General features: G+C 41.7%; 15 protein-coding genes and 1 other annotated feature. Of the genes, 13 read left to right on the forward strand and 2 right to left on the reverse strand.

Annotation, left to right across the window (positions count from 1 at the left end; genetic code table 11):
* Positions 1 to 61 precede the first annotated feature (61 nt).
* The 5 genes from ARA78_RS02740 (at position 62) to ARA78_RS02760 (ending at position 6465) form a co-directional block, all read left to right on the forward strand.
* Entirely contained in the window at positions 62 to 262 is a 201-nt protein-coding gene (locus tag ARA78_RS02740; RefSeq protein ID WP_015534972.1) for a type II toxin-antitoxin system Y4mF family antitoxin, read from the forward strand.
* Entirely contained in the window at positions 262 to 597 is a 336-nt protein-coding gene (locus tag ARA78_RS02745; protein ID WP_082418041.1) for a HipA N-terminal domain-containing protein, read from the forward strand. Before ARA78_RS02740 ends, ARA78_RS02745 begins: the two co-directional genes overlap by 1 nt.
* Positions 594 to 1547 (forward strand): HipA domain-containing protein, encoded by a 954-nt coding sequence (locus tag ARA78_RS02750; protein ID WP_055279939.1) that lies wholly within the window; start codon positions 594 to 596, stop codon positions 1545 to 1547. The genes ARA78_RS02745 and ARA78_RS02750 overlap by 4 nt, the downstream gene beginning before the upstream one ends.
* Before the next feature lie 160 nt (positions 1548 to 1707).
* On the forward strand, positions 1708 to 2361 hold the full coding sequence (locus ARA78_RS02755) for a TetR/AcrR family transcriptional regulator (RefSeq protein ID WP_055279940.1): 654 nt from the start codon (positions 1708 to 1710) through the stop codon (positions 2359 to 2361).
* A 42-nt stretch (positions 2362 to 2403) separates the two neighbouring features.
* Positions 2404 to 6465, forward strand: a complete 4062-nt coding sequence (locus ARA78_RS02760) for a leucine-rich repeat protein (protein WP_055279941.1) — start codon at positions 2404 to 2406, stop codon at positions 6463 to 6465.
* Positions 6466 to 6571: 106 nt separating this feature from the next.
* Here the strand turns inward: ARA78_RS02760 and asnB are convergent, their stop codons facing one another.
* Positions 6572 to 8428 (reverse strand): asparagine synthase (glutamine-hydrolyzing), encoded by a 1857-nt coding sequence (gene asnB, locus ARA78_RS02765; RefSeq protein ID WP_055144402.1) that lies wholly within the window; start codon positions 8426 to 8428, stop codon positions 6572 to 6574.
* A 210-nt stretch (positions 8429 to 8638) separates the two neighbouring features.
* On the opposite strand from asnB, the gene ARA78_RS02770 reads away from it, so the two are divergent.
* From ARA78_RS02770 to ARA78_RS02805, 7 genes are all read left to right on the forward strand, one after another.
* The gene (locus ARA78_RS02770) at positions 8639 to 9994 is read left to right on the forward strand and encodes an MATE family efflux transporter (RefSeq protein ID WP_055144404.1); all 1356 of its coding nucleotides are present in this window, start codon (positions 8639 to 8641) and stop codon (positions 9992 to 9994) included.
* Between the two features lie 109 nt (positions 9995 to 10103).
* The gene (locus ARA78_RS14180; protein WP_082423592.1) at positions 10104 to 11414 is read left to right on the forward strand and encodes a GNAT family N-acetyltransferase; all 1311 of its coding nucleotides are present in this window, start codon (positions 10104 to 10106) and stop codon (positions 11412 to 11414) included.
* 74 nt (positions 11415 to 11488) lie between these two features.
* Positions 11489 to 11777, forward strand: a binding site (T-box leader).
* 101 nt (positions 11778 to 11878) lie between these two features.
* Positions 11879 to 13603, forward strand: coding sequence for a biosynthetic-type acetolactate synthase large subunit (gene ilvB, locus ARA78_RS02785; protein ID WP_055222683.1), 1725 nt, complete (start codon positions 11879 to 11881; stop codon positions 13601 to 13603).
* A 63-nt stretch (positions 13604 to 13666) separates the two neighbouring features.
* Positions 13667 to 14191 carry an acetolactate synthase small subunit gene (gene ilvN / locus ARA78_RS02790; RefSeq protein ID WP_082418044.1) on the forward strand — a complete coding sequence of 175 codons (525 nt, stop codon included), beginning with the start codon at positions 13667 to 13669 and terminating at the stop codon, positions 14189 to 14191.
* An 81-nt stretch (positions 14192 to 14272) separates the two neighbouring features.
* On the forward strand, positions 14273 to 14719 hold the full coding sequence (gene dtd, locus ARA78_RS02795) for a D-aminoacyl-tRNA deacylase (RefSeq protein ID WP_022216435.1): 447 nt from the start codon (positions 14273 to 14275) through the stop codon (positions 14717 to 14719).
* A 166-nt stretch (positions 14720 to 14885) separates the two neighbouring features.
* Positions 14886 to 15548: a DivIVA domain-containing protein gene (locus ARA78_RS02800; protein WP_055279942.1), complete on the forward strand. Its 663-nt coding sequence runs from the start codon at positions 14886 to 14888 to the stop codon at positions 15546 to 15548.
* 14 nt (positions 15549 to 15562) lie between these two features.
* A complete protein-coding gene (locus tag ARA78_RS02805) occupies positions 15563 to 15892 on the forward strand; it encodes a hypothetical protein (RefSeq protein ID WP_055144410.1) in 330 nt (109 codons plus the stop codon).
* Positions 15893 to 16001: 109 nt separating this feature from the next.
* Here ARA78_RS02805 and ARA78_RS02810 read toward each other — a convergent pair whose 3' ends face one another.
* Positions 16002 to 17030 (reverse strand): 3-deoxy-7-phosphoheptulonate synthase, encoded by a 1029-nt coding sequence (locus ARA78_RS02810; protein ID WP_022216437.1) that lies wholly within the window; start codon positions 17028 to 17030, stop codon positions 16002 to 16004.
* Positions 17031 to 17206: 176 nt separating this feature from the next.
* Between ARA78_RS02810 and ARA78_RS02815 the strand changes: the two genes are divergently transcribed.
* Positions 17207 to 18427: a D-alanyl-D-alanine carboxypeptidase family protein gene (locus ARA78_RS02815; protein ID WP_242849646.1), complete on the forward strand. Its 1221-nt coding sequence runs from the start codon at positions 17207 to 17209 to the stop codon at positions 18425 to 18427.
* Positions 18428 to 18437 lie beyond the last annotated feature (10 nt).

Below are 18437 nucleotides of genomic sequence, written 5' to 3' on the forward strand. Positions count from 1 at the left end.
AGAAGAATCACGTGTAAGAGGAATCACGTGTAGGAGGAATCACATATAAGAGGTAATAACGATGAATAAGATAGCTGAATTTATAAAGACTAACAGAAAAGAAGCGGGTCTTACACAGGAAGAATTCGCAATAAGATCAGGACTTGGGCTTAGATTTGTCCGCGAACTAGAACAGGGGAAAGAAACTGTGCGTATGGACAAGGTCAATGAAGCTCTTGCAATGTTCGGCATGGAGGCGGTTCCAGGGAGAAAGGATGATTGATGGTGGATAATACTTTTAGAACGGCTTATGTATATATAAGAAATGAATTTGCGGGAATTTTATGTGAGACCGACGAGGGATATACATTTTCTTACGATGAAGAATATCTTGAGAGAGAAAATGCCAGTGCTGTATCACTTACCATGCCATTGTCGAAGGACATGTATCGATCCAAGACTTTATTTTCTTTTTTTGATGGACTAATCCCCGAGGGGTGGCTGCTTGATGTTGTCAGCAGAAACTGGAAAATAGATGTAAGGGACAGGTTTGGATTGCTGCTTGTTGCATGCCGCGATGCGATAGGCAATGTAAGTGTCATGGAGGATCGCGTATGAATTGTTTGTGCTGTGGAAAAACTTTGAAAAATGACGACGGAACAGGCTGGCATAAAGCTTGTGTGAAGAGATTTTTTACGACGACTAAGCTGCCAGATATAGATATAGATGATCAGAAACTAAAAGTTCTTGCAGAGGAAAGTATAAACAAGGGGTATACGGTCCCGGGTGTGCAGAAGAAACTGTCGTTACACCTGCTTTCTGAACTAGGTAATCCAAGACTTACATTGGTAAACTACCCAACAGGATATATACTTAAACCTCAGGTTGATCAGTTTAAAGCGATGCCTGAAGCGGAGCAGCTTGTGATGTCTATGGCTGATATGATAGGAATTTCAACGGTGCCGCATGCATTGATCAAAGGAAATGGGCAGATGGCATATATTACTAAAAGAGTGGATAGGATATTCGAGAAAACAACTGTTGAAATGCTTGCAATGGAAGATTTCTGTCAGTTGGACTATCGTCTTACACAGGACAAATATAAAGGTTCATACGAGCGATGTGCAAAGATCATAGAAAAATATTCAAGTCGTGTAGGTCTGGATATGGCAGAATTCTATATGAGAATTGTATTTTCTTTCGTGACTGGCAATTCCGATATGCATTTGAAGAATTTTTCGCTTATTGAAACAGAGGTGGGAAGCGGAGATTATGTTCTCTCACCAGCCTATGATCTGCTGCCGGTAAATGTTATCATGCCTGAGGATACAGAGCAATTGGCGATACCGATGAATGGGAAAAAGAGAAATGTGAGAAGAAAAGATTTCCTTATATTTGCTGATGTATGTGGTTTAAGTCGGATATCAGCGGAGAAGATGATAAGTTTGGTAGTTAAAAATAAGGATAAAATGAAAAAGATGTGTGACGAATCTTATATACCTGAAAAAATGAAATCAGACTTCAATCATTTGATTGAGGAAAGAATGCTGATTTTGGCAGATTTATAAAAATTTAATATAATACGAAATCCCAGAAGTTACTTACTATCGAAATGTGATTCGAAATGTGACTTCTGGGATTTTTGTTGACTGACATAAGATAGTCCTGTAAAATATTTATTGTGAGACAGGGAGTATCATAATGTAATTTTGGAGTGTAAAGTAATATATGAGAGATCCGGAAAAACTAAAAGAGGAAATGGATGAGCGCAATAGAAAGATCCTTGATGTTGCATTTGAGCTGTTCGTAGACAAGAAGATAGAGGCGGTGAGTATGGGAGATATCGCAAGGGCTACCGACGTGGGAAGGGCTACATTGTTCAGGTACTATCCAAGTAAGCTTGAGCTGGTCATAGCGGTATGTGCTGATCAGTGGAAAAGATATCTGGATGGCCTGGACGAGAGAAGGCCTATATCGTCTGTACATGACATACCTGCTATAGACAGACTGATATTTACCATGGACAGTTACATAGACATGTATCAGAACCACAAGGCGTTGCTGAAGTACAACGATAACTTCAACTACTATGTGACACATGAGGGCAAGAACAATGATCAGCTTGTTGATTTCCACAGTTCACTGTATTCGGTGGACACCAGACTTCACATGATGTACGAGAAGGCGAAGGTGGACAGAACTATACGGACTGACATACCGGAAGCAGAATTCATGCGTGTCACCGTCCACTCCATGATGACGGCCTGCGCCCACTATGCGGAGGGCTTCATATGGGGATCGGACGACAACAAGGATTACACGGACGAGCTTATAATGATCAAGGAGATGATACTTGATTACGCAACTAAAGGGATAAAATAACAGAGTTTATAGGATAGAATGTTATGGAAATGGAGGTATGGAATGAGAAAAGAAATACTATTTAAGAAGGGAATTATAACAGCACTTACGGTGGCGATGGTTACGTCGCTGGCGCCTGCGATCGGGGCAGGTGGCTTAAAAACAATCACTGCGAAAGCTGAAGAAACAGAATCGCACAACTATAATTCACAGGGTTTTTGTACAGAATGTGATGCTTACCAGTCGGCGGTGCTCACTACAGACAAGTATGATATTGACGATGATAATAGCAAGGACGATGTGTACGAGATTGGAAATGCAGGTCAGCTTTTCTGGTTTGCAGGACTTGTAAACGGCACTCTTGATGGAGTTAAACAAAACAAATTAGCCAATGCAGTTCTGACAGCCAACATCACAGTAAATGAAAATCTTCTTGATTCCTTACAATACGATGCAGAGGGCAACGTTTCCAACGGAAGTGATTTTATAAGCTGGACTCCGATTGCAGATTGGATGGGAAATCGTACAACACAGTATTCAGGAACGTTTGACGGAAATAATAAAACCGTAAGTGGTTTGTACTTTAATGGTGATTCAACATGTATTGGATTATTCGAAAGTTCAGAATCCGATGGCAACATAAAAAATGTTGGAGTCGTTGATTCCTATTTCAAAGGGAATGATCATGTGGGCGGTGTGTGCGGAAACAATGCTGGCACAATCACAAACTGTTATAATGCAGGGAATCTTACCGCTATTGAGTCATCTGCTACTATAGGCGGTATATGTGGATATAATAATGGTGGCACAGTCACAAACTGTTATAACACAGGAACTGTTACTGCTACCGGCTCAGCAGCTTCTGTAGGTGGTGTGTGTGGTTGTAGTATTGAACTAATTTTAAACTGTTATAACATAGGAACTGTTACTGCTACTGGCTCAGATGCTGATATAAGCGGTATATGTGGATACAATTTTGGGCCAATCAAAAATTGCTATTACCTCGCAGACACAGAAGATGAAAATGGCGGCAAAACCGCCGCACAATTCGCCAGCGGTGAAATTGCGTATCTCCTGTCACAGGGCTGCTCAACCGGAGAAGGTGATAACACTGTGACTTACGATGGCTCCATCTGGGGACAGACCATCGGAACAGACACATATCCTGTATTACGCGGTGCAAAGGTATATAAGAACATAACTTATTTTGGCTGTAACGATTCGTCTGACGTTGTCTCGGTTGCGTATAGCAATGAAGATAAGACAACTTATGGAGACCATGACTATGTTGACGGGGTGTGCAGATACTGTGACGAAGAAGCCTTGGCATCTGTTACAAGTGGTGAGATTATCACATACTATTCATCATTTCAGGATGCGATAGATTATGCCGAAAATATACCTGGCAGTGTTGTCGCTGTGATGTCATATACGGGATATAAAACTTGCTATGTAAATAATCCTGATTCCGATTTTACCATTGATATAAACGGAAATAATGTAAATGGGGTTACAGTAAACAATGGGAAAATAACAATAATTGATTCCAAAGCGAACGGTGAAATGCAGGGCAGCTTAGTAGTAAGTAGTGATTCAATAGTAACGCTTGGCGATGTGAAGATATCAGAGTTAATAAAAGTCCATGGACAACTGGTATTAAATGGCGGAGATTTAGAAAGAATAAATTTATATGAAAACAGTGCGAAAGTATTCTTTAACAACAGTGATATAAAAATCAACAATTGTATATATTGGTGGGATGAATATTTTGAAGGACTGATTATAAATGCCGAACTTCACAATATTATTCCTATTATTCCAAATTGGTCTAGACTTGAAGCAAATACTCCACTTGTCGGGGCAGGAAATAATATTACATTGGATGTAAATTGGTTCAATATATTGTCAGGGGTTACGGAACGTGATATGACATCCAGCATAAAGGATAATAAACTTATAATTGGAGCATTGATCAATGAAAAAGTGAAGACCGAATTTGAGGAAGGCGCAACGTTTACTTATTCTGGCGCTGAATTAAAACCAACTGTTAAAGTATATATTAATAAAGTTTTACAGGATGATGAACAGTTAATAGAAAACACGGATTACATCGTATCATATTCTGACAACATCAATGCCGGCACAGCAACTGTAACCATAACAGGAATCGGCGCTTACTCAGGATCAAAGAATGTCACATTTACCATCGAGCCAAAGAAGATTGACAGTCCAATATTTGACGGACTTAAGTCTGAGTACACATACACAGGACAGAAGGTAGAGCCTGAGTTTGCTCTCATGGACGGTGATACAGTCATTCCTTCAAGCGAATATGAAGTATCTTACAGTGACAACACAGAAGTTGGAACAGCTACAGTAACCATCAAAGATGCCTCCGGTGGAAATTACGAGGTGAATTGTAAGGCTGAATTCAATATAGTTAAAATTGATACAGTTATTATAAATGAACTTCCAGTGGCAGATGCTGTAAGCTATGATCCAAATAAAACTTTAGGAGCTATAAACATTTCTGGTGGAAATGTACTTGACCCTTCAGGGAAAAACGTACCAGGAAGCTGGAGCTGGGCAGATACCTCAGTAGTACCGACAGTGGACAATTCAGGTTATGATGTTGTATTTACCCCTGATGAACAGGAACATTACAATCCGGTCAGTGGAACTGTTCAGGTAAATGTCTCAAAGGCTGATGTAAACGTAGTTGATTTGCCAGTGGCAAGCGCAATAACATATGGCGACGATCTTGCAAAAGCTGTTATATCTGGAGGAAGAGTGTCCTTTGATGGTATTGATCAGGTTGAGATACCGGGAACATTTGCATGGAAAGATGAATCCATAAAGCCATTTGTATCTGACAGCGATAAGACACTATACACCGTTGTATTTACTCCGGCTGACAGTGTGAATTACAACACTGCAGAAGCTGAGATTACGGTAAATGTGAGCAAGGCTACAATGCCGAATCTGCTTTTAAGTGTAGATAATACAAATAAGACAGTTGGAAGTATTGCACTTCCGGGAGACTGGACATGGCTTGATGCGGATGATAAGACTGCGATAAAGGCAGGCGGATCAGTGGAGGCAACCGCTGTATACGTTGGCGATGACAAGGAAAATTATGATAGCACAGAGCTGAAGATAACCATCTACAGAGCGGCATGTTCAGAGGGCAAGACTGTAAAGTATACACTAAAAGGAGAGAAGGCACCAACCTGCACAAAGGCAGGAACTGGACATACAGAGTGTTCAATCTGCGGCGATGTAATGAGCACAGGTGTATATGTAAAGGAACTTGGACATAAGTGGAATTCCGGCAGGGTGACAAGGAAACCTACATACACGGCGACAGGTGTGAAGACATTCACATGTACCGTGTGCAAAGCAACTAAAACCGGAAGTATTGCCAAACTTGCAACCACAGACATAAGCAAGAATACAAGCAAGATCACTGTTTCCGGAATAGAAAACAAGATCTACAATGGAAAGGTACATACCCAGAAGTCTCTTGTTGTAAAGGCTGGTGCAAAGACACTTAGACTGAACAAGGATTACACTGTCACCTACAGCAAGAACAAAGCGGTGGGCAAGGCTAGTGTGATAATACGTGGTAAGAATGCATATTCAGGAAAGATAACAAAGACATTTGCCATAGTAAAGGCTGCCAAGGGAAAGACATATACAGTTGGAAAATTCAAATACACTATAACCGGAGCAAAGACAGACGGCACCGGAACAGTTGCAATTGCCGGTACAACGTACTCAAGGTCAGATAAGAAATTTGCATCACTGACCATCGCAGATACTGTCATTATAGGAGATGTAAGGTTTAAGATAACATCTGTAAGCGCAAATGCATTCAGCAGGTATACGGCTCTAAAGAATGCCACTATAGGTAACAATGTGACAAGCATAGGGTCAAACGCATTTTTATCATGCAAAAACCTTAAGAAGATGACGATAAAGTCAGCTAAGCTCAAGAGCGTTGGCGCAAAAGCCTTCAGTGGAACATACAGCAAAATTACATTTGCAGTACCTAGGAATAAGGCCACAGCATACAAGAAACTGATAAAGAAGGGCAGTCCTTCTGCGAAAGCAATCTATAAATAACAAATATATAAATTGCCTGTAAAAACAAGACTTTCAGAACTCTTGTACATGCAGCGTATTCGCCATTTTCGATACGCCGCATGTATACAGAAGTCTGGAAGTCTTTTTATATGTCAAGGACAATAGCATATTTTCTCAGCCAGTGATCAATCTGAAGAAGATATGCCATCATCTGAGGTCCTGCCATGAGCTGACCGAACCACGGCCTGCCGTAATCCTTTGGCGCGTTTATGAAGTTTTTCACATATTCTCTGTCGATGAGAGGCAGAAGAGGACTTTCCGGATCATTTAGCACGCAGAGAAGCCTCTTTGCAAGCTCCTGCTCATAATGAGGGTCATATGACTTTGGATAAGGGCTTTTCTTTCTGTACATGATTTCGTGCGGAACATAATCCTTCATGGCCTCTCTGAGAAGCTTTTTCTCACAGCCTTCGGAATATTTGTACTCCCATGGAACATTGAACACATAATCAAGTATTCGTGGATCTGCAAATGGAACTCTCGCCTCAAGTCCGCTTGCCATGCTTGTTCTGTCCATTCGGTCAAGCAATGTCTGCATGAACATCCTGATATTCAGATAAGATATCTGCCTGCGCCGCTTTTCTGTATCGGATTCCCCCGGAAGAAGATTGATCTCGGACAGGAGAGAATTGTATAGTGATGACACATATCCCGGTATATCAAGACTATCTATGATGTCCGGCGACAGTACTGAGAGCCTTGGCGACAGATCCTTCATCCATGGGAATGTATCAGATGAAAGCAGTTCTTCTCTGTAGAACCATGGGTATCCTCCAAATATCTCATCCGCGCATTCCCCTGTTAGTACAACTTTGTATTCCTTTGCCACCAATGAACAGAAGTACAGAAGTGATGAATCCACGTCCGCCATGGTCGGCATATCCCTTGATTCCACGGAAGTATACAGATAGTCTGCAAGATCACTGTAATTGCAGGTGAGATATGTGTGGTCTGAACCTATGTGGGCTACCATCATATCTACATATGGTCGATCCTGCTCCGGCTGGAATGCATTTGACTTGAAATATTTAGAATTATCTTTGAAATCAAATGAGAAAGTGTGCAGCTTTTTCCCTTGCTCCCTGAGTTTTGCGGCGCATACGCTGCTGACGATTGATGAGTCGATGCCCCCCGAGAGAAATGTACATACAGGCACATCCGATACGATCTGTCTCTCTATACTGTCCTTGACAAGATAACGGACTTTTTCCACAGTGTCTTCATAGCTGTCAGTGTGAGGATTGCTGGTTATGCGGTAATATGTGAAGTCTGTCATTCCGTAGGGTGAGAATTTCATGAAATGTCCCGGCTTTACTTCGTCTATATTCTGAAATACTCCACAGCCTGGAGTCTTGGACGGCCCGATTCCGAACACCTCACATAGTCCCCGTGCATCAATGACAGGCCTTATACCTGGATAGTAGAGCAGTCCTTTGATCTCTGAGGCGAAGACAAGTGTTCCGTCATCAGTTACTGAGTAGTACAGCGGCTTCACACCGAAGTGATCCCTGTACAGATATATGGTCTGGATATGTTCGTCATATATCGCAAATGCAAATATTCCGTTCAGCCTGTGAACAAAATCGGGACCGAAGTGAAGAAAACAGTTGAGAATAACCTCTGTGTCCGAAGTTGTATCAAATGTATATCCAAGGGCGAGCAGCTCCGATTTCAGTTCCTTTGTGTTGTAGATCTCGCCGTTGTACACTATGTATATAGTATTTTCGCCGATGACCTTTTTCATAGGCTGTTCGCCTCTTGCTACGTCACGTATGGAAAGTCTTGTGTGTGCCATTCCACAGTGCGATGACAGCACTGTATTTTGTGCATCCGGACCTCTGTGAGCAAGTGCCTTATTCATGTCGTTCAATATGTATGAGTATCGTTCATGTTCGGTATTGAAAATCCTGTTGGAGTTATAGAATCCTGCGATGGAACACATATATTTACCTCTTTTTGTGGTATCTATATATTATATTGGGGAGTTGATTTTATAGAACTTTTATATAATACTATAAGTTTGATGCAAGATATGTTAAGTATTGATATAATGTATCATATTTGTTTTCGGTGAGTATGAACACAAAATCGGCAATAAACATCATGACATTTGAACCTACAAAATATTGATAAAAGAAAGAGAAATACTGCAATGAAAAACACTTTAATAAAGACTAACAAAAAATACCTTCCGGGACTGTTAAATATTGCGGTTCCGATCATGCTGAGCAATCTGATATCACAGCTTCAGATGCTTATAGATAGAATATTTTTAGGACACGTAAACAGCATGTACATGAGCGCACTTGGCAATGTGACTTCACCGATGTGGACCACCATGTCGTTCTGTTTCTCCATCGTGACAGGAGCGTCTATACTGATAAGTCAGGGTGTTGGTGCAGGAGATACCGAACACATAGAGGAATACTCCGGTGCCATGGTGAAATACAATAATATCATACCGATACTGTTATTTTTCTTCTGGACATTCTGCGCTGAATTTGTATTCAGACTCATGGGTGTGTCAGATGGCCTGATGCCGATGTGTCTTGATTATTCCAGGTATTATGCGCCCGTATTTTTGATAACAGGACTGGGCGGTGCATTCAGCGTCATACTCCAGACATCAAACTATACCAAACCACTTGTTGTATATGGAATATTAAGATCTGGTGTAAATATACTCCTTGACTGGGTTATGATATTTGGAAGATTTGGGTTTCCAGCCATGGGGATAAAGGGTGCAGCCATAGCGACGACAATAGCGGAGTACTCTGGACTTATATTTGCAGTGATATTCGTGGTATCAAGCAAGAAACTTAACACTAAACCATCTATGAAATGGGTAGTAAAGGCACATATAAAGCCGTATCTTTTGTCGGCAAAGCTGGGAGTGAACACAGCTCTTGAGGATTTTGCATGGAATCTTGGCAATCTGCTGCTTATAAGGATTCTCAACGCCATAAATGAGATGGCTGCCGGAATTTATTCCATCATATTCAGTGTTGAAGTTCTGGCGGTTGTCATCATTGGAGCGATAGGAAACGGTACAATGACACTAACCGGTGAGGCAAAAGGAAACAATGATCTGGGTAAATACAAGGGTGTATGTGTCTGTGCGTATGGCTTGTGTATAGTAGTTGGAATCATCACACTCGGTGTCTGTCTTGCGTTTCCACAGCAGATCATATCACTTTTCACCAACGACAAGAGTATAATTGCATCGTGTGGGATATATCTGATCTTTATCAGCATCAATCTTTTCGCAAAATCAGCAAACATAGTTGTTGGCAATGCGATCAGGGGCAGTGGCAACACGATATGGATGCTCATAACACAGTTGTTTGGCACGTTGTGGGTGGTTTCTGTGGCACTTTTGTTCGTGTTTGTCCTTAAGCTTGGAATAGCAGGTGTCTTTCTTGCAGTCATAGTGGACGAGATCGTTAGATCTTTTATCAATCTCGGCAAATATCTGAGGATAGTGAAAAACTGGGAAAGCACAGACTGAGGTAAAAAGGCTGAATTAGCTAAACAGTGGGTGCGACATTCAGTGGCATATATAATTTAGAATAGACGTATCAGAAAAAGAAAGTCTTATATGAAAGGGGATATATGATTTGATTTTAGAAACTAATAGGTTAATATTACGTCACTGGCAGGAGAGTGACGCAGATATATTATTTGAATATGCAAGTGCCCCTGATGTGGGACCTATAGCTGGCTGGCCAGTGCATGAGAGCAGGGAGTACAGCCTTGATGTGATACGGAATGTATTTAATGGGCCGGAGTGTTATGCTGTGTGTCTGAAGGACAGCGGCCTGGTTGTCGGAGCCATTGAATTACTGTTAAACGGAAGGACAGATATGACAGACCGCGATGACGAATGTGAACTCGGATACTGGATAGGAAAGCCTCACTGGGGCAACGAATACGCACCGGAGGCGGCCAGGAGACTCATAGAACATGGATTTCTTGATCTGGGCATGAGAACAATATGGTGCGGTTACTACGATGGCAATTCCAAGTCCCGCATAGTACAGGAAAAGCTTGGATTTGTGTTTCATCATACCTGTGATGAAGTGGATGTGCCTCTTTTGAATGAAATCCGGATAGGACATACGAATATTATGACGAGAAAACATTGGCTGTGTGGAAAGATGAAGAATTCACTGTATGATCAGCTGGCCAGGGATTACTGCTGTGATGCGGCTGATATATATTCCAGTGACAATATATTTTCTGAATACAGACAGATAGAAGGACAAAGACGGTTCAAAGGACAGGAAAAGTGCCCACTCAAAATAGCTGTGGTAAATGGCAAGCTGTTATTTACCGGTCGTAGAGAGATTGTAGATGAATGCAGAAAACGCTATGAGAATGCATCTGGCAAATGGTTCATGGATATAGAGAAATTTCGTGAGCTTGACAGTATTCTTTCCAGCTACGGATGTAAATTGAAATCTGCCCACCCATTTTACCTTCCGACGGAACTGAGCGAACAGGCAGTGAGAAAAGATACTACAGATAAACTGATTGATTCGAAGTTTAAAGAAGATTTTAACCTTGTCAGGTATACGGGGGATGAGATCCTGCAATTCAAAGGAGATGACAGATGGAATGAAGCATTTTGCTTTGATGATAACACTCCTGATGTGCTGGCTGTGGCTGCTGTATCAGATGGTGAGATTATTGGTATGGCTGGCGCAAGCGCTGACAGTGACGACTTCTGGCAGATTGGTATAAATGTTGTTCAAGATGCTGAGGGAAGGCATGTGGGTACATCGCTGGTATCTGAACTCACTATGGATATACTCAGAAGTGGCAGGATACCATATTATGGAACTGGCATGTCCCATATAGCCTCCCAGAGAGTTGCCGCTGCGGCAGGTTATGATGTGTTCTGGTTTGAACTGCTGGCGGGCAAGTAAAAGAATCGTTGACACATCTTCATGTTAATGATAAAATAATCACATCTAAGGGTCGTAAAACGACCGGGAAATAGTCAAATGCTATGACGAGGAGGAGTACATGCATCCCCCCGATCAACAGAGAGAAGACGGTGGTGAGAGTCTTCATCAGGAATGTGTGGAAGGTAGCCTTCGAGCAGTGGATTGAAAGATTGCAGCATACATATTTGTCGGCTGTTGTCGAGTAGGTTTCAACGGTTTTCCCCGTTACAGGAATAAGATATTAATAATGATTACAGTGATAATTTATTATAGTATCTGATGAGTGCAGACATTTGTCTGAATTTAGGTGGTACCACGGATATGAACATATTCGCCCTAAGCGTAAAACAGTTGCGCTTAGGGCTTTTTCTATGCAAGGGGTGCATATATACATTCCGAGGCGTAAGTTTAGATTATCATGAACTTTACAGGAGGTATAAGATATGGAGATCAATGGAGCAAAGATGTTTGTAAAAGCGTTGCAGGAAGAGGGAGTAGACACTCTGTTCGCATACCCTGGTGGAACAGCGATAGACCTGTTTGATGCGTTGTATGATGCAGAAGGTATTGATATGATACTTCCAAGACACGAGCAGGCACTTGTTCATGCAGCGGACGGATATGCACGTTCAACAGGAAGAGTTGGAGTGTGTCTGGTAACAAGCGGTCCGGGTGCGACAAACCTTGTAACAGGAATTGCCACAGCCAACTACGACAGTGTGCCACTGGTATGTTTTACAGGACAGGTTCCGTTGAACCTTATTGGAAATGATGCTTTTCAGGAGGTTGACATAGTAGGGATCACAAGAAGCATATGCAAGTACGCAGTCACAGTAAGAAAGAGAGAGGATCTTGCAAGGATCATTAAAAATGCTTTTTACATAGCAAGAACCGGAAAGCCGGGTCCTGTAGTTGTTGATATTCCTAAGGATATACAGCTTGCCATGGGAAGTGACGAGTATCCATCAGAGGTAAATATCAGAGGTTACAAGCCTTCAGAGGGCGTACATGTCGGACAGATCAAGAGAGCCCTTGCGGAGCTTAAGAATGCAAAGAAGCCTGTGTTCCTTTGTGGCGGTGGTGTAAATATCGCCCATGCAAGAAAAGAGATGCAGCAGCTTGCGGAGAAGACAGGTATCCCTGTAGTCACAACCATCATGGGAAAAGGTGCGATACCTACAGATCATCCACTGTATGTAGGTAACATCGGTATGCATGGTAACTTGGCATCCAACAAAGCTATCATGGAGAGCGATGTACTTTTCTCCATCGGATGTAGATTTAACGACCGAATAACAGGTACTATAGATACATTTGCCAAGAATGCCAAGATCATACATGTTGATATAGATGCAGCGTCCATATCAAGAAATATAAAGGTAGATATACCTATCGTTGCTGATGCCAAGGTTGCCATATCCAAGATGCTTGAATATGCAGAACCTCTTGATATCAAAGGCTGGGTGGATGACATTATGAATGTCAAGGCTGAGTATCCTATCAACATGAACAGATATGATGGTGTGACCCCTGAGGCTATCATCAGAACCATAAACGATATGTACAGCAATCTCATCGTTACAACTGATGTTGGACAGAATCAGCTCTGGACAACGCAGTACATTGATATAGACGAGAACAAACAGCTCTTAACTTCTGGAGGTCTTGGAACCATGGGTTATGGATTTCCTGCTGCCATAGGCGCAAAGCTTGGCAACATGGATAAAGATGTTATCTGTATATCCGGAGACGGCGGAGTCCAGATGAACATTCAGGAGATGGCTACAGCTGTTGCGCTTGAGCTTCCTGTTACCCTCTGTATACTGAACAACGGCTATCTCGGCAATGTACGCCAGTGGCAGGAGCTGTTCTTCAATAAGAGATACAGCAGTACATGTCTCAGATACAGAAGAAGATGCAACAGAGACTGTCAGAATCCGGATAAATGCTGTCCAAAGTATTCTCCTGACTTTGTAAAACTGGCAGAGAGCTATGATGCAAAGGGCATCAGAGTTACAAAGCCTGAGGAAATCAGGCCGGCATTTGAGGCTGCCAGGGCAAATACAAACGGACCTACAGTTATAGAATTCTTCATCGATCCTACGGCCAACGTATTTCCTATGGTTCCGGGTGGAAAGTCACTGAATGACATGATACTTGACTGCTGATATTGATAAATTGATTTTATATTGGTAATAGAATGTACATATATAGATTTGTATATTATCCAGATGAAAGGGGTATATAGAATGAGCGTAAAGAAGAGATGGATATGCCTGTTCGTAGAGAATGAGGTAGGTGTACTTGCAAGAATTTCAGGTTTGTTTTCAAGCAAATCATACAATATAGATACTATAACCGTTGGAGTAACCGAGGATGAGACAATATCCAGAATGACCATCGGTTTCACCAGTGATGACAGGACATTTGAGCAGGTGAAAAAGCAGCTCAATAGAAGTGTTGAGGTTATCAAGGTCGTCGACTACACAGATATTGCAATCCACAACAACGAGATCTTATATGTCAAGGTCAATAGCTGCTCAAATGAAGATAAGGACGAGGTGTTCCGAATTGCAAATGCATTTGGCTACAAGATCACTGACTACAATAAGAAATCAGTGCTTGTTGAGTGTGTTCAGACTGATGCAAAGAACGACAATGCCATAAAGCTGTTCAAGGAGAGCTTCCCTAACAGGATAGAGGTTGTAAGAGGTGGCAGCGTTGCAGTTGAAGCGATAAGCATGTCGGACAGATAGTACAACCGGCAAATAGCTGTCAAAATGATATTGCTGGTAAAATAGTCTGTAAAAAGATTATGAAAGGATCCGTAAAATAAAATGAAATTTGTAATACAGCGTGTAAATCACGCATCAGTAGAGGTGGATGGCAAAGTGATCGGCAGCATACAGAAAGGTTTTCTGGTTTTTGTCGGAGTATACGATTCGGATACCAAAGAGATTGCTGACAAGATGATAAACAAGCTTGTGAAGATGAGGATATTTGCCGACGAAAATGGCAAGACAAATCTTGACATAAACAGTGTAAACGGCCAACTCCTGATCGTTTCACAGTTTACCTTGTGCGCAGACTGCAGGAAGGGCAACAGACCATCATTTACTGGTGCAGGAGCGCCTGATATGGCCAATGAGATGTATGAGTATATAATTGAAAGATGCCGTGAGTTTGTTCCTGTGGTGGAACATGGAGAATTTGGCGCAGATATGAAAGTGGATCTGTCCAATGATGGGCCATTTACCATATTACTTGACAGTAATGAATTGTAATATATCCATGATTTGCCGAAAAAATTGTAATATATTGGGAAAATTTTATAAAATCCAACAATATTGTTGAAAAAATGAATATTTGTTAATATAATTACAAGTGGAGTTTCTATATGCAAAGGATAATATTATAGAGAGAACTAATACTGAAAAGGAGAACTATACAATGACAAAGGATCAGATTGAATCTAAAACCTTTAAAAAAGGACTTTTTGGATATAATAAGGATGAGGTTAACAGCTTCCTGCGCTCAGTTGCAGAAGATTATGCAGAACTTGAGACAAAGTATGCAGCTCTTGAGTCAGAGAACGAAGTGTCAAAGAAGAACCTTATGGAGAACAGCGTAAAGATTTATGAGCTTGAGAAGCAGCTCGAGCAGGCTGCTCCTGGTTCCAAGAAGGAAGCCAACGCAGCAAATGCTGAGGCTAACAAGATAATAAACGACGCTAAGAAGAAGGCTAACGAGGTTATCGCAAATGCAAAGGCTGAGCTTGCCAAGCTCAAGGAAGAGATGGAGACACTCAAGAGCGGATCAAGTGCAAAGGTTGCTGAGGCTGCAAATAAGGTTGAAGCTGCAGTTGAGGCGGATCCTATAACAAAGCTTAAGATGAAGTCGCAGGGCGGAGATGCACCTCAGAAGCTCAAGATGACACCAAAGGCTGCTCCAGAGGCAGAGCCAAAGCCGGCAGCATTCACAGGTAAGAGTGCTCAGGTTGCTCAGGAGGAAGAGGAAGAAGAGCTTATCGTCGGAGAAGTTGAAGAGGGTGTTAAGCGTAATCAGGCACTTATCGGCGATGGCGATGAGGATGCAGATTTCGAGTTCTTATAAGATTGGGTGTTTATATGACGTATAAAGAATGCGTGGAGTGTATCGACGGCGTTCTCAGTTCTTTGGAATTGGCGGATATTGATGATTGTTGTCTTCAGTTCAATGTTATCGGCAATGATAGTGGGGTGTTCTACATAGATATAAGGGATCATGTTGCCAGATTAACAGAGGATTCGGACAGGGAGTATAAGGTTAAATATGTATTTACAGTTCCAGTTCTTTCGAGACTTTTGAGAAGAGTTGTCGATCCGATGTATGCGTATACTACAAGTAAATATAAGATGATGGGAGATGTGTCTTTGGGAAGATGCATACTCGTCAAACTCTGCGAGGCTTCGGCCTGACAGATAAATAAAGAAAACCGGTGGTATCATGATAGATCCGCCGGTTTTCTTTTGTTGTATAAGCACAGCACGTGTAATTGTATAAGCGCGCAGGCTTAAAATGTATTTTTTACAGAAGATCAGCAACTTCTTTGAGAAGTCTCTCTGTCTTATCCCATCCAAGACAAGGATCTGTGATAGACTTACCATAGCATCCACCATCTACTGGCTGGTTGCCATCCTCAATATAACTCTCAACCATAACACCCTTTACAAGATTCTTGATCTCAGAATCGTAATTCCTGCTGTGGATTATCTCTTTGACAATTCTTGGCTGTTCAATAAATTTCTTGCCAGAATTATTGTGGTTGGCATCAACTATACATGCATGATTTACGAGGTTGAACTTCTTGTATGTGTCAGCAAGGAGCCTGAGATCCTCATAGTGATAATTGGATATAGACTGTCCATGCTTATTCAGTGCACCTCTCAATATACAATGTGTCAAAGGATTTCCGTCTGTATGTGCCTCCCATCCAGAATAGAGGAATGTGTGGTGATGCTGTCCTGCTATACAGGAATTCATCATAACGTTGTAGTCACCACTTGTAGGATTCTTCATACCTACAGGAACATCCATTCCACTTGCGGTAAGTCTGTGCTGCTGATCCTCAACAGAACGTGCGCCTATGGCAACGTAAGAGAGGATATCATCTACATACTGCCAGTTTTCTGAATAAAGCATCTCATCAGCAGCGGTGAGTCCTGTCTCCCTGATAGCTCTTATATGCATTTTTCTGATGGCGTAAAGGCCCTCGAGCATGTCTGATGCCTTTGTAGGATCAGGCTGATGGAGCATTCCTTTGTAACCATCACCAGTAGTTCTTGGCTTGTTAGTATATATACGTGGAATGACCAGTATCTTATCCTTAACTTCATCTGCAACCTTTGCAAGACGATTCTGATAATCGCAAACAGCATCCTCATTATCTGCTGAACAAGGTCCGATGATAAATATAAATCGGTCATCATCGCCTACGAAAATTTTTCTGATCTCTTCATCTCTTCTGGCTTTGATGGCTTTCAACTCGCTTGAAAGAGGGTATAGTTCCTTGATCTCATCGCCAGTTGGTACTCGTTTAACTAATTTCATACTCATGAAACATGTCCTCCTTTTTTCTAGCCATTGATTATATCAGAAAAACTTTACAAAATAAAGAAAATAATACTATATTGGTGGGATAAAAAGTCATATTGCCGGATAAATGCATAATATAATATATAAACAGAAACTGAAAGAGGAGTTGTATGCTGCATTTTCCGGATAGAAAAAAGATGGGCAGGAAGAAAAATATCAGAAGATTATCTGTTATAACGGTACTCATCTTTATCATATTTGCAAACACAAATGGTACGAATCTTATGGTATATGCAGAGGAACAGACAGAGACTCAGGCGGCAGACCAGACAGAAGTTCTGGAGGTGGAATCTCCAAGCTGTATACTCGTTGAGGCATCCACAGGTCAGGTGTTATTTGAAAAAAACTGTGATGAAGCCATGGCTCCGGCTTCGGTTACAAAGGTTATGACGCTTCTTCTGGCTTTTGAGGCGATAGGGGCCGGACAAATGACTCTTGATGATATTGTAACTGTGAGTGAACATGCTGCGTCCATGGGCGGATCGCAATGCTTCTTTGAGGCAGGAGAAGAACAGACTGTTGAAGATATGATAAAGTGTATTATAATTGCATCCGGAAACGATGCGGCTGTTGCCATGGCGGAAAAGGTTGCCGGAAGCGAAGAAGCGTTTGTGAAAAAGATGAATGAGAGGGCTGCTGAGCTGGGGATGACAAATGCAAGTTTCAAAAATGCGTGTGGCTTGGATGCGGATGGACATAAAATGTCAGCACGGGATATCTCCATAATGTCCAGAGAACTCATAACAAAATATCCTGCCATATTTGATTATTCAGGCATATGGATGGATTCGATCATACATAAAACACGAAGGGGCGAGAGTCAGTTTGATCTCGTCAACACAAATAAATTTTTGAATATGTATACAGGAGCAACCGGCCTTAAGACAGGTTTCACAAATACCGCAAAATATTGCATGTCGGCGACTGCTGAGAGGGACGGCATACAGCTTATTGCTGTCATCATGGGAGCTGATACAAAGGATATCAGAAACAAAGACGCCTGCAGGCTGCTTGATTATGGATATTCGATGTGCCAGAAATATACAGATCTGAATATTCTTCAGGAAAAAGAGATTTCCATAGACAATGGCACCGAAAGTTGTGTTACAATTAAGACCGACTCACAATTCACCGGGATCTTGCTTGCGGGAGAACACGCGGAGGATGTGAAGAAGAAACTGGAGATGAGAGATCCACTGACTGCCCCGGTTGACAGTGGTGAAGAGCTTGGAAAGATGAGCTATTATATTGGCGAGAGGTGCATCGGTTCAGTGCCGATATATGCGGCGGAGAAGGTTAATTCCATGAGTATGAAGTACGCTTTCGTTAAAGTGCTCAAGTTACAATTTACATATTGAGGTTAAATAC

It is taken from the genome of Coprococcus eutactus (genome assembly GCF_001404675.1).
GTDB classification, from domain to species: Bacteria; Bacillota; Clostridia; order Lachnospirales; family Lachnospiraceae; genus Coprococcus; species Coprococcus aceti.